The 13,387-nt window shown below is 37.2% G+C and carries 13 protein-coding genes; all 13 read right to left on the bottom strand.

The window, feature by feature from the left end:
• Positions 1-141: 141 nt before the first annotated feature.
• On the bottom strand, positions 142-678 hold the full coding sequence (gene spoVT / locus LRP84_RS18225; RefSeq protein ID WP_230576371.1) for a stage V sporulation protein T: 537 nt from the start codon (positions 676-678) through the stop codon (positions 142-144).
• Between the two features lie 135 nt (positions 679-813).
• Positions 814-4,344, bottom strand: a complete 3,531-nt coding sequence (gene mfd / locus LRP84_RS18220; RefSeq protein ID WP_230576370.1) for a transcription-repair coupling factor — start codon at positions 4,342-4,344, stop codon at positions 814-816.
• Positions 4,345-4,731: 387 nt separating this feature from the next.
• The gene (locus tag LRP84_RS18215) at positions 4,732-4,956 is read right to left on the bottom strand and encodes an anti-sigma-F factor Fin family protein (protein WP_154713001.1); all 225 of its coding nucleotides are present in this window, start codon (positions 4,954-4,956) and stop codon (positions 4,732-4,734) included.
• Positions 4,957-5,027: 71 nt separating this feature from the next.
• Positions 5,028-5,588 (bottom strand): aminoacyl-tRNA hydrolase, encoded by a 561-nt coding sequence (gene pth / locus LRP84_RS18210; RefSeq protein ID WP_302850620.1) that lies wholly within the window; start codon positions 5,586-5,588, stop codon positions 5,028-5,030.
• A gap of 69 nt (positions 5,589-5,657) precedes the next feature.
• Positions 5,658-6,611, bottom strand: a complete 954-nt coding sequence (locus tag LRP84_RS18205; protein ID WP_098304986.1) for a ribose-phosphate diphosphokinase — start codon at positions 6,609-6,611, stop codon at positions 5,658-5,660.
• Between the two features lie 18 nt (positions 6,612-6,629).
• The gene (gene glmU / locus LRP84_RS18200) at positions 6,630-8,009 is read right to left on the bottom strand and encodes a bifunctional UDP-N-acetylglucosamine diphosphorylase/glucosamine-1-phosphate N-acetyltransferase GlmU (RefSeq protein ID WP_230576368.1); all 1,380 of its coding nucleotides are present in this window, start codon (positions 8,007-8,009) and stop codon (positions 6,630-6,632) included.
• A 323-nt stretch (positions 8,010-8,332) separates the two neighbouring features.
• Positions 8,333-8,626 (bottom strand): septation regulator SpoVG, encoded by a 294-nt coding sequence (gene spoVG, locus LRP84_RS18195; RefSeq protein WP_000454042.1) that lies wholly within the window; start codon positions 8,624-8,626, stop codon positions 8,333-8,335.
• Between the two features lie 153 nt (positions 8,627-8,779).
• Positions 8,780-9,154 (bottom strand): RidA family protein, encoded by a 375-nt coding sequence (locus LRP84_RS18190; protein WP_098304990.1) that lies wholly within the window; start codon positions 9,152-9,154, stop codon positions 8,780-8,782.
• A gap of 641 nt (positions 9,155-9,795) precedes the next feature.
• Entirely contained in the window at positions 9,796-10,644 is an 849-nt protein-coding gene (purR, locus tag LRP84_RS18185; RefSeq protein ID WP_230576367.1) for a pur operon repressor, read from the bottom strand.
• Positions 10,645-10,698: 54 nt separating this feature from the next.
• Positions 10,699-11,568 carry a 4-(cytidine 5'-diphospho)-2-C-methyl-D-erythritol kinase gene (ispE, locus tag LRP84_RS18180; RefSeq protein WP_230576366.1) on the bottom strand — a complete coding sequence of 290 codons (870 nt, stop codon included), beginning with the start codon at positions 11,566-11,568 and terminating at the stop codon, positions 10,699-10,701.
• Between the two features lie 185 nt (positions 11,569-11,753).
• Positions 11,754-11,933, bottom strand: coding sequence for an acid-soluble spore protein SspF (sspF, locus tag LRP84_RS18175; protein WP_001985066.1), 180 nt, complete (start codon positions 11,931-11,933; stop codon positions 11,754-11,756).
• A 95-nt stretch (positions 11,934-12,028) separates the two neighbouring features.
• Positions 12,029-12,304, bottom strand: a complete 276-nt coding sequence (gene veg, locus LRP84_RS18170; protein ID WP_230576365.1) for a biofilm formation stimulator Veg — start codon at positions 12,302-12,304, stop codon at positions 12,029-12,031.
• A gap of 139 nt (positions 12,305-12,443) precedes the next feature.
• Positions 12,444-13,307: a sporulation peptidase YabG gene (yabG, locus tag LRP84_RS18165; RefSeq protein ID WP_230576364.1), complete on the bottom strand. Its 864-nt coding sequence runs from the start codon at positions 13,305-13,307 to the stop codon at positions 12,444-12,446.
• Positions 13,308-13,387: the final 80 nt, after the last annotated feature.

Genomic DNA, 13,387 nt, shown 5'->3' with positions numbered 1-13,387 from the left:
CATAAAAAAGGTAGCAAAATGCTACCTTTACACAAATATATAATTTCATTTCAACAGGCGGTATGTTAAGGTGTATCGCAAAGCACGACCGCCTGCATGAGCCCAATTTGCGGGCTAACCATGAGTAAGAAGAACGTCACTTTATTGCTCCATCTGTTTTGCTAAGAAGCTTGCTGCTGTATCAACAGCTTTGTGTTCTACCTCACTAATGATGGCTTCTTTTGAAAAAATGATAACAGCTCCAATCGGGTCACCATTTGCGATAATTGGACCAATTGTATAAGATTGTACCTTTTCCGTTACTCCATCGATAATGGAAATTTCGCTTTCATCTGTCATTACGACTGATTTGCGTTCTTCCATTGCTTTCTCAATTAGATCTCCAACACTTTTATTTAAGTATTCTTTTTTTGACACGCCAGCGACAGCAATAATTGAATCACGGTCGCAAACAAGCACGTTATGTCCTAAACTATCATATAAAGCATCTGCATATTCTTTAGCAAAATCACTTAATTCGCTAATCGGAGAATATTTCTTTAAAATTACTTCTCCATCGCGATCAACAAAAATTTCTAACGGGTCGCCTTCCCGAATACGGAGAGTTCTGCGAATTTCTTTCGGGATAACAACCCTTCCTAAATCATCAATTCGACGTACAATTCCAGTTGCTTTCATTCTAATGCTGCCTCACTTTCTACTGATGATAAAAGTCGTGATTTTACCTGTTCATGTAAAAATCACCAACTATTAAGCATAGTATTTTACACATTAGTTCTTCTATACACGCCGAATTGTATTTTTTACCCTAATTTAGGCATTTATCTCTTCTTTTTTCACATCTTTTAAGCCTTTTAGTAAATTTTCGGCAATTGTGAGCCACTTCGATGTTTCTATTTCACGAACGTTCATCACAATTTTCAAACGAGAACCTTCCATACCAAGACCAATCATACGTCCAAAACTGCCGCCAAGCATAAATAATTTTCCGCCATCAATATTTTGACTAGCCTTTTCAGAAAATAACATCGTAACTTCTTGTTTCGTTTGTTTAATTAATTCAATTTTCTCTTGCATTGCTAACACTTTAATATTTGCAATTTGCAGTAAGTATCCGACTTCTTGCGGATAATCACCGAAGCGATCAATCATCTCTTCTTGTAATTCCTCAATATCCTCAATAGTAGAAACGCCCCTAAATTGCTTATACATCATAATTTTTTGTTTGCTATCGGAAATATACGCATCTGGTAAGTATGCATCTACTTCAAGGTCAATTTCAATATCAAGCGCTTGCTCTTCCATGTTCGTACCTCTACGCTGCTCGATTGCATCTTTTAACATTTGTGAATATAAATCAAAACCAACAGAATCAATAAAGCCATGCTGCTCTGCACCTAATAGATTACCAGCCCCGCGAATGGATAAATCACGCATTGCAATTTTAAATCCAGACCCTAACTCTGTAAATTCCTTAATGGCTTGCAAACGTTTTTCTGCAACTTCAGATAGCACTTTATCGCGTTTATAAGTGAAATATGCATAGGCAACGCGATTTGAGCGTCCTACTCGACCACGCAATTGATACAACTGCGATAATCCCATACGATCTGCATCAAATACGATTAATGTATTTACATTCGGAATATCAACACCTGTTTCAATAATCGTTGTACTTACAAGTACATCATGTTGTCCCTCTAAGAAGGAAAGCATAACAGATTCTAATTCACCTTCATTCATCTTTCCATGTGCAAAGGTTACCCGCGCATCAGGAACAAGCATCGAAATTTCATCTGCTTTTCGCTCAATATCTTCAACACGATTATATAAAAAGTATATTTGGCCACCTCGTGCAAGCTCACGTTCAATTGCCTCACGCATTAACGCCGGATTATATTCCACAACGTACGTTTGCACTGGGAAACGATTTTCTGGCGGTGTTTCAATAACAGATAAATCGCGAACACCTAACATAGACATATGAAGTGTACGTGGAATTGGCGTTGCTGTTAATGTTAGTACATCGATATTGGCTTTTAGTTGCTTAATTTTTTCTTTATGTGTCACACCAAACCGTTGTTCTTCATCAATAATAAGTAGTCCTAAGTCTTTATATATGACATCTTTTGATAAAAGGCGATGTGTGCCGATAACAATATCAACGGTACCATCTTTTAATCCTTTAATCGTTTCATTTTGCTGTTTTCTCGTACGGAAGCGACTTAATAGCCCAATATTAATTGGATAATCTTGAAAACGCTCTCGAATTGTTTCATAATGTTGCTGCGCTAAAATTGTCGTTGGTACTAAAATCGCAACTTGTTTTTCATCCATAATTGCTTTAAAAGCAGCACGAATTGCCACTTCTGTTTTTCCGTATCCAACGTCACCACAAAGTAGGCGATCCATCGGACGACCGCGCTCCATATCCTTTTTAATCTCTGTAATTGAGCGTAGCTGATCTTCTGTTTCTTGATAAGGGAAAGACGATTCAAATTCCTGTTGTTCAGAAGTATCCGGAGTAAAGGAATATCCTTTTGATGCCTCACGCTCTGCATATAATTTAATTAAGTCATCTGCAATATCTTGAACAGATTTTTCTACCTTTGTCTTAACTTTCTTCCAATCATTTCCGCCTAGTTTGTAGATTTTCGGATCTTTCCCTTCAGATCCTACATACTTCTGCACTTGGTCAATTTGCTCAATTGGGACGTATAATTTATCGTTTCCTTGATATTTGATATGCAAATAATCTTTATGGACACCATTAATTTCTAGCGTTTCAATTCCTAAAAATTTACCAATACCGTGATTTACATGAACAACATAATCACCAACTTTTAATTCAGAGTAGCTTTTAATTCTCTCTGCATTTGAAAGTTTTTGCTTACGCTGTGATTTTTTTACCTTTTTATTAAATAATTCTTTTTCAGTAATAATCGCAAGCTTTTGCATCGGCATTTCAAAACCTGCATGTAGGTCACCCACAGCAATCTGAACACGTCCCGGAAGCAATACATCCGTTCCCTCAATAATATCTGCTTCAATATCATAATCATTTAAAATATGTTGCAATTTCTTCGTCCGCTCTTCATTTGCGCCTAGTACGACCGTTGTAAAACGACTTTTCGTCCATCTATCAATTTCTGTTTTTAATAAATTCATTTGACCATGAAAGTCTTGCATTGTTTTACATGTTAAATTCACAATATTTTGCGGATGCGTATGCGGAATATGACGTAAAAACAAATTTAAGTATAAGAAACTTCGTTTTTTATGGTGCAAAAATTGTGCAAAATTATGAGAAAAAGATAAATCTTGAACAATTGCACCTTCCCCAAGAAGCGATATATACCATTCTGCTTCTTCTGTTTCTAAATGATCTGCTGTTTCTTGAATTCGAGAAACCTCATCTAGAATAACAACACCATTTTCCGGTAAATATTCTATTAGACTAGCAGGTTCATTATAAAATAAAGATAAATATTTAAACATCTGCTCGATAGTCTGTCCATTTTTCAGTAATTCTAGCTCATATGTTACTGTTTCTAATATCGTCGTTTTTAATTTCTCATCGGATACTTTTTTTAATGTATTAGCTAAGCTTGATTCTAACTTCTGCACACCAAGTGCGAGTTCTTCTTTAGAAAATACAAATTCCGTAGCAGGGCCAAATGATACGCTCTCTATCTTCTCTTGCGAACGCTGCTCTTCTACAGTAAAGGAACGAATAGAATCTACTTCTGTATCAAAAAACTCAATACGAATTGGCAGTTCTTCCGTTAATGGATAGATATCTAATATCCCACCGCGAACACTAAATTCTCCAGGTGCCTCTACCATAGATTTACGTTCATATCCCATGGTCGTTAACACACGAAGCAATTCATCAAGATCAATTTCTTGCCCCATATTTAATTCAATTTGCTGTTTCTTCCACATCTCTTTTGTTGGTAGAAAACGACGCAAACCTGCAACAGGGGCCACAATAATCCCCTTTTCCCCAGCTGCTAAGCGGTTCAATACTTCAATGCGCTGCGCCTTCAGTTCTGGACTTGCAACACCAATTTCTGATGCAATCGATTCATTTACAGGATATAACCAAACATTCTGCTCTCCAATTAATGAAACTAAATCTTCATATACTTTTTGCGCTTGGTATAAATTATGTGTTATGACAAGCTGTGACTGCTGTGTTTTTTTATATAAACTAGCCATTAACAATGAACGGGAAGACGTTGCCATACCCGAGATCAGCTGTTCTTTTAATCCTTCTTGTAATCCATCTATAATCGATCCTATTTCTTTATTTTCGTAAAACTGCTCTAGTAAACCTATCATTTTTCAAAACTCCTCTCAACATAAAGAGCAAGCTACTATATTTTATGCAAATATTTCGCAAAAAGAAAACAGAAAAATGCTTTGGACAAGCCAAAGCGAAAACATTGCATCCCATCCTCTATAAGCAATAAGCCTTCCATCTCCATATTTAGAAAAAAGGAGGATAGAAGTTTACCTATAATCGTTCAACTAACTATCAGTGGGAAAACATACTCTGATAGAAATTTCATTTTTATCCCGCATTAACAGGCAGTAAGATCCCCCACCTCAAGATTCAGAAAGAAGCGAAGAAGACAGGTGGGTGTTAACTGCTGGCATGCGCCCGATTGGGCGGGCTTTCCATCAGCAGGGGGGATGAAGAACTCCCCCACTGATGGAAGTTTCACTTTATTGTAAGAACAATTCATATTCATAGTACTCAGGATAGGATGCGAGCGTTTTTTGACACGATTCACAAATTGTTTTTATATATATATTTCCGTTTTCATCAAAATGAATCATTTCTAATCGCTCTTGCTCTGTTAGTTGACCCAATACAAAGCCATATACCTTTTCCGCCGTAATACTACCTATCTTACATCCACAATGTCTGCAGTGATAATGTCCGTCCATAAATTCCTCCTAGCCGTACAATTATTACTATTATGGATATAAGTATAAGAAAATATTCCATTTCCAAAATGTTAATTATTAAAAGTATTCATAACTTGTAAAAATGGAGCTTTCAGCCATTCTTCGCATGCATCTGCACTTTTTTCAATTGCTCGCTCTACCTCTGGCATCTCATCTACTGTAAAACGACCTAACACATAATCGACTACCTTCATCCCATTTTTAGGACGATCAATCCCCATACGAATACGTTGAAATTCCTGTGTCCCTAAATGTGCAATCGTTGATTTTACACCATTATGACCACCAGCGCTACCTTTCATACGAAGACGTAATTTCCCAACCGGAATATCTAAATCATCGTACATCACTACAAAATCTTCAATATCAATTTTATAGTAATCCATAAGTGGACGAATACTTTCTCCAGATAAATTCATATATGTAAGGGGCTTTAATAAAATAACTTTTTCTCCATTCACAAAACCCGCACCAAATAATCCTTTAAATTTCTGTTCATTTAACGGTATATTCCAACGTTTAGACAATTCATTGATAGCCATGAACCCAATGTTATGCCTTGTTAATTCATATTCTCTCCCGGGGTTACCAAGTCCTACTATTAATTTCATTGTAACACCACTTTCTTTTTTCGATACGAAAAGACGTAACCAAAATTGGTTACGTCTCATTCTATCCAATTAATTAAATAGTACACTTACAGATTCTTCTTCGTAAACACGAATAATTGCTTCTCCAATTAATGGAGCAACAGAAAGTTCTTGTACTTTATCAATTTTCTTCTCTTCTGGTAATACGATAGAGTTTGTTACAACTAACTCTTTAATGTTTGAATTTTGAATACGTTCAATTGCTGGACCAGATAAAACTGGGTGTGTACAGCAAGCATATACTTCAGAAGCACCGTTCTCTACAAGAGCGTTTGCTGCTAATGTAATTGTACCAGCTGTATCAATGATGTCATCAATTAAAATTGCTGTTTTACCTTCGATATTACCTACGATATTCATTACTTCTGCTACGTTTGGACGCGGACGGCGTTTATCGATAATAGCGATTGGTGCTTTTAAACGATCTGCCATTTTTCTCGCGCGCGTTACACCGCCGTGGTCAGGAGATACGATTACGATATCCTTAAGACCCTTCTTCTCAAAGTAATCAGAAAGAATAGGTACACCCATTAAATGGTCGATTGGAATATCAAAGAATCCTTGAATTTGTGGAGCATGTAAATCTAGAGTAATTACACGAGTAGCACCCGCTGTTTCAAGTAAGTTTGCAACAAGCTTCGCTGTAATCGGCTCACGAGAACGCGCTTTACGATCTTGACGCGCATAGCCATAATAAGGAATAACAATGTTAATTGTTTTCGCAGATGCACGTTTTAACGCATCAATCATAATAAGCAATTCCATAATATGCTCGTTTACTGGGAAACTTGTAGATTGGATGATAAATACATCGCAACCACGAATACTTTCTTCAATGTTAATTTGAATTTCTCCATCACTAAAACGTGCAACAGAACATTTTCCTAATTCTACTCCAATGTGCTTTGCAATTTGCTCAGCGAGCGCCTTGTTAGAGTTTAAAGAAAACACTTTCAAATTAGAATTTAGATATTGATTCGACATCTAGATTAACCCTCCGCATTATGATTTTTTCTTGTTCAGCAATTGATCAACATAGTCTTCTTTGTTAACTTGACGTGCACGTGCAATTGATAATGCTTTTGATGGAACATGCTCTGTAATTGTAGAGCCTGCCGCAACATAAGCACCATCCTCAACTGTTACAGGAGCAACAAGGTTTGAATTACAACCAATAAATACGCCATCTCCGATAACCGTTTTAAATTTATTCTTGCCATCGTAGTTCACTGTAATTGAACCACACCCAAGATTCACGTCTTCTCCAACTTGTGCATCCCCGATATAACTTAAGTGTGAAGCTTTACTTCTATTACCAAAAACAGTCTTTTTAATTTCCACGAAGTTTCCAACACGTACTTCATTACCAATAACAGATTGCGGGCGGATATGAGCGAACGGCCCAATTGCAACATCAATACCAATCTTACTATCATGAACTGTAGATTGGCGAATTGTTGTATTATCCCCCACTTCACTATCACGGATTACTGTATGCGGTCCAACTTCACAATTTGACCCAATAACAGTATAACCTTCAATAATTGTCCCCGGATAAATAACCGTATCATTACCGATTTTTGCATCGACAGAAATATACGTGTTGTTCGGATCAATAATTGTAACACCATTCACCATGTGTTTACGGTTAATACGTTTTTTCATAATGTCTTCCGCTTGCGATAGAGCGACTCTGTCGTTAACTCCTAACGTTTCATCAAAATGCTCCGTTTGATAGGCAGATACAATATGACCTTCATTTTTCAAAATCTCAATTACATCTGGAAGGTAATATTCCCCTTGCACATTTTCATTAGAAACTTTAGAAAGAGAAGCAAATAGCGCTTTATTATCAAAACAATACGTACCTGTATTAATTTCTTTAATAGTTCGCTCTTCTTCGTTTGCATCTTTATGTTCGACAATTTTTTCAACGTGACCATTTTCATTACGAACAATTCGTCCATAACCAGCAGGTTCCTCAATGCAGGCTGTTAGTACCGTTGCCTTTGCACCTGCTTCTTGATGCTGTTTTAACAGAGCTTCCATTGTTTCCGCTGTAATAAGAGGCGTATCACCACAAATTACTAATGTTGTTCCTTCTTCATTACCCAGTGCATCAGCTGCTTGCATAACGGCATGTGCTGTTCCTAGCTGCTCTGTTTGCAATGCAAACTCACTTGCACTTCCTAATTGATCTTGTACCTTTTCAGCGCCGTGTCCAACAACCGTAACAAGCTTCTGCACTTCTAGCTGAGAGACTTGATCAACTACATGCTGTACCATCGGTTTCCCACATACAGGATGAAGCACTTTGTATAGACTTGACCTCATACGCGTACCTTTTCCTGCAGCAAGAATCACTGCAAATCTTTTTGACATATAGACCCTCCATCGCAACCTATTTATCCATTAAAGATATTATCTTAAATAATTATATATTTCAAGAAACACTGCATAACTATTAAATTTTACCATAACTTTTATGTAATGTTTTAGTATTTAGTATCTTTTTTTATGAAATAAGCTATACTATTTCTTTTTAAGGGGAGATTGAGGAAGATAGTATATAAAGTGAAGATTCCATCAGTGGGAGTCTTACTGCCCGCGAATAGCGGGCTAAACAAAAACAAACTCCTGTAAACACTTACAGGAGTTTGCCAAAATTATAGAGCTCTTATTATAGAGCTCTCCTTATTCGAATTTTACGAAGCTCCAGCTTCTTCAAACTCAACTTCTTCTAACTCGCCTAAACGGTGATACTCAGTTAAAACCGCATCTTGAATTTTAGAACGAGTATTAGAATTAATCGGATGAGCAATATCACGGAACTCTCCATCAGGAGTACGTTTACTTGGCATTGCTACAAATAATCCATTATTGCCATCAATTACACGAATATCATGAACAACAAACTCATGATCTAGTGTAATAGAAGCAATCGCTCTCATGCGGCCTTCTGTGTTTACGCGGCGTAATCTTACGTCAGTCACTTCCATCTTGTGTTCACCACCCTTTTTCTAAATAAGCGATATATTTCTATAAATTCCACAAATTTTCTATTTTTCCTCCAATTTTTTAAAAATTTTTAAGATAAAAATTTTTATTTCAATTGAATATAAAAATAAACAGACGTTATCGCTTACAAATTCTTACTTCACAAGGGCAATGACTTCAATTTCAACCGATACATCTTTCGGTAATTTTGCTACTTGTACACAAGAACGAGCCGGTTTATGTACAGAAAAATATGTACTATATACTTCATTTACCGCATCAAAATCATTCATATCTTTTAAAAATACAGTTGTTTTTACAACTGTTTCAAACGACGCTCCAGCTTCTGTTAATACTGCCTGTAAATTTCGAAACACTTGCTCTGTTTGTTCCTTTACATCTCCAGTCAAAAGCTCACCAGCTACCGTTAAAGGAATTTGTCCAGAACTGTAAAACATATTATTTACAATCATACCTTGTGAATATGGGCCGATTGCCTGTGGTGCTTCATTTGTTTGAACTACTTTCATCGTTTTTCACCCTTTAATATTTTTTATCCCACTTTCGCAAACTAATCCCAACAGGGAAAATGCAGTTTTAGCAGGCGGTAAGCCCCCCAGAATTAGGAGCCTACCGTCTACTAAAACCTATCTATTACACTCGATCAAGAATCCCCAAAATAAAAAAAATTAGGTGAGAGCCTATTATCAATAAGAATGAACTATCCTCATTGATAAAGTGAAACTTCCTTTTGTGAAACGTTTTTCCTCACAAAAGGTTAGTTGAACCAATCGGGCTTTTACGGGCAGTTATTTCCCACCTATCTTCTTTGCTTTTCTCCAAATCTTGAGGTGGGAGTCTTACTGCCCGTTAATGCGGGATAATAGTTTCACTTTATAAAAAAAGATAAAGCAGTTGCTTTATCTTTTCCCTACTCTAGCGAATAGCATCTTCTTTAAATCAATTTATTGAGAAGATTGTTTATCCGCTATTCGCAACCCGATTGGTAAGAGCTTTTCATCAGTGAGGGCTAAAAACCCCACTGATGGTTAGTTGAACCAATCGGGCTTTTACGGGCAGTTATTCCCCACCTATCTTCTTCAATTTTCTCTGAATTTTGAGATGGGGGTCTTACTGCCCGCGAATAGCGGGATAAAAGTTTCACTTTACCTCACTCAGTTTCTACAATCACGTCAGCAAACGGACTTAAAGAGTAATTTCCTTTTTCCACTTGGATCGTCTTTTCTTTCACATCTACTTCAGACAAGCGAATTAACGAAACAAAGTCATCAACAAGTCTTTCCTCAATATCACTTGATTCCACTAAAACACCAATACCCACTACATTTGCATTAAATTCCTCAAGCATACTCATCATACCTTGCACAGTTCCGCCAGCTTTCATAAAATCATCGATGATTAATACATTTGCACCTTCTGGAAGGCTGCGCTTTGCTAATGTCATCGTTTGAATACGCTTAGAAGAACCTGATACATAATTAATACTTACTGTTGGGCCTTCTGTTACTTTATTATCTTTTCTAGCAATCACAACCGGGACATCTAAATAATTGGCTACTGCATATGCCAAAGGAATCCCTTTCGTTGCAACTGTCATAACAGCATCAATTGGCTGTCTCGCAAATACAGAAGCAAAGAGTCGCCCTGCACCATTAATGTAGCGCGGGTTACTTAAAAGGTCCGTCATATATAAATAACCGCCTGGAAGAATACGATCAGGATTCTCAAATAATTTGCAAAGCTCATTAATAATTTGCGTCGCTTCCTCCTGGCTTATATATGGAATATATTTCACTCCTCCTGCTGCACCTGGTACCGTTTGTAATGTGCCGACTCCTTGTTGTTCAAACGTTTGTTTAATAATGACTAAATCTTCACTAATAGAAGATTTAGCAGATTGATACCGTTCAGCAAAAAAAGTGAGAGAAACTAACTGACGAGGGTTTTGAAGCAAATAATAAGTCATATCGACCAACCTTGTACTTCGTCTGATTTTCACGCTCTCACCTCAAATTACGAATATTTTAAACAAATCATAACTTATTATACGTCTTTATTCAAGACTTTCTCGCTCCCCTAATAAACGTACTGCATATACTTGATCACAAAATCCTTTTAATCCGTTATAAATACGGTGCATGCGTGAATCATGACGAACTAGACCAAAAACTGTTGGCCCACTACCACTCATTAAAACTGCATCTGCACCAAAACGTTTCATCTGTGCTTTAATATGCGCAACTTCAGGATGCATTGAAAATGTTACATCTTCTAACACATTACCAACTGTACGACAAATTCCTTCGTAGTCACCATTTTGAATCACTTCCACCATACGATCTACATTTGGGTGCGTTACACGATCTAATCGTAAATTTCCATATACATCCGCTGTTGATACACCAATATGTGGCTTTGCTAAAATAACCCAGAAAGAAGGTGGTGTCTTAATATGTTCAATTTTCTCTCCACGGCCTGTCGCAATCGCAGTTCCACCATATACACAAAATGATACATCTGATCCAATTTCGGCACCTAATTCTGCAAGTTCATCAATTGTAAGTCCAAGATTCCATAATTTATTCAAACCTCGTAATGCTGCAGCCGCATCGCTGCTTCCACCTGCTAGTCCCGCTGCAACTGGAATTGTTTTTTCAATTGCAATGGATACTCCTCTTGTTACTTGAAAGCGTTCCTTTAACAGCTTTGCCGCTTGATAAGCTAAATTTCTTTGGTCGTCTGGGACATAACGATTATGAGATACGATTTCAATCCGGTCTTCAGATAAATCTGTTAGTTCTAATCGATCTGCTAAATCAATTGTTGTCATAATCATTTTAACTTCATGATAACCGTCCGGCCTTTTTCCTAGTACATCTAACGACAAATTAATTTTTGCTGGTGCTTTAACTAGTAGCTTCAATCTATTCACCTACTCTATGTACTCAATCTTTTATCGTTTATTTTACCATAAATTTATAGTAGAACGATGACACTTCCCTAATTATAACGAAAAGCATCAAGAATGAAACTACTTATACCACTTTTTCGCGTGCAAAAAGCCGAGGAGCATCTCCTCGGCCACCGTAGCATAGAAGTATCTTACCGTTACTGGTTTTGTTTCATCAATTGCTGCTCTGCAATTTCAATTGCACGCTTGACCATGTTACCAGCATCTTTCGCACGAATTCCGCCCCATCCTTCTTTTTGCACAACATCATAAAATCCAAGCTCTTTCGCAAGCTCTTCTTTAAATTGATTTGACATGACTCCTCTTCGTCTACTCAATGCAAGCCCCCCTTTATAGCTACGGTACATTTAGTATGTGACACTACCACTTTCTTCAATTCCGGAAAATATATGTAATCAAACAAAGACCATTTTTAAACAGATTGTTCCCCTAACATGACTTCATTATCTTGTGCATCATAAAACGTAAGCTCAACCGTTTCTGTTAATACGTCTGCATAACTGTAAGAAACACGCTGAAATGTATCTTCTTGTTGGTCAAGTTGAACTACAAAAACAGAACGGTATGTTTCTGCTAACACACCAGATCGTTCTGTCGTTTTTCTTCGTCCACTATTCGCTTTTAGCATAAGCCTCTGACCAAGATGATGGTCCAGTGCACTTTTGATTTCGTCTAAACGTTTCGACATATCGTGCTACACCTCGCTGTAATTGGGATGGAAAGTATAAAAATATAAATCATATATGTATAGTCTGTACGTTCTTATACTTTTTTATCCAAATTTCCAAAAGTAAGCATATGAAAAGCAAGGCAAATGCTTACCTTGCTCACTCGTCATAATATTGAAAAGGCAATCCTGTTCGCAAAATCCCTTTCGTTTCAATTCCGCCAAGCCCCTTCTCACCAGTTACTGTATTGCGTATGACATCCCATACATTGACCCGTTCCATAAAAGAAGTAAAGCTCACTTTTGCTACAACATATACCGGATCTAACGCATGAATATTAATACGAGACGGCGAACTTGCAAAATTGGCCCCGGCTCGAATAAGAGCTTCAAAGTGCGATTGACACGCCCCAGCAAAAATAACAGGATGATCTAATGAGGGGTACTTCTTTCGTACTGTACGTACAGCCTGTACAAAGTGCTTAGAATGACGATAAGCTGCTAAATCTCCCATTTCCCCTTTTGACTTTGTATAGGCATCATGCCCAGTAATCACTAAGATATCAGGACGAACCTGTTCAATTAAATCTAGAACCTTCTCGTGCATCTCTGTTTCCTTACAATGAATACCCTGTACTGGCACACCGATTTTCGTATATAAATCTAAACATTTTCTTAAATATAAAGGATCCCCATCAAGGTGAAGCACTTTGCCTGGCATTTGAAAGTAATTTACTTCATTTGTATAACCACCTGTTGATTGATATTCATGACGTTGCCTCATTAATACGTAATCTTGCTGAAATAAACGATATGTCTTTTCCATTGTTTCTCGTTCCTGCTTTACCCTTTTCGTATAATCCCGTTGATCAACAAGAACTAAATCTTCTATTGGTGCATCTGCTACGAGCCGAAATTCTTCCCCAAATAAAATTGCTATCGTATCTTTTATTTCTGTTACTCGAAAAAGAAGGTCGCGCTGATAAGACTTTCTCTCCACTAAATCTCCAACGTGTACAGCCATTCTTCTACCTCCAAACCCGTAGGGACATATAACTCACTACGTTCTTTTGTAGCCTATGAACTTATAGAAAAAAGGGTGAC

It is taken from the genome of Bacillus rhizoplanae (assembly GCF_917563915.1).
Classification (GTDB): Bacteria; Bacillota; Bacilli; order Bacillales; family Bacillaceae_G; genus Bacillus_A; species Bacillus_A rhizoplanae.
The sequence above is the reverse complement of the archived record's forward strand: the minus strand, read 5'-3'. Positions and strand labels throughout refer to the sequence as shown.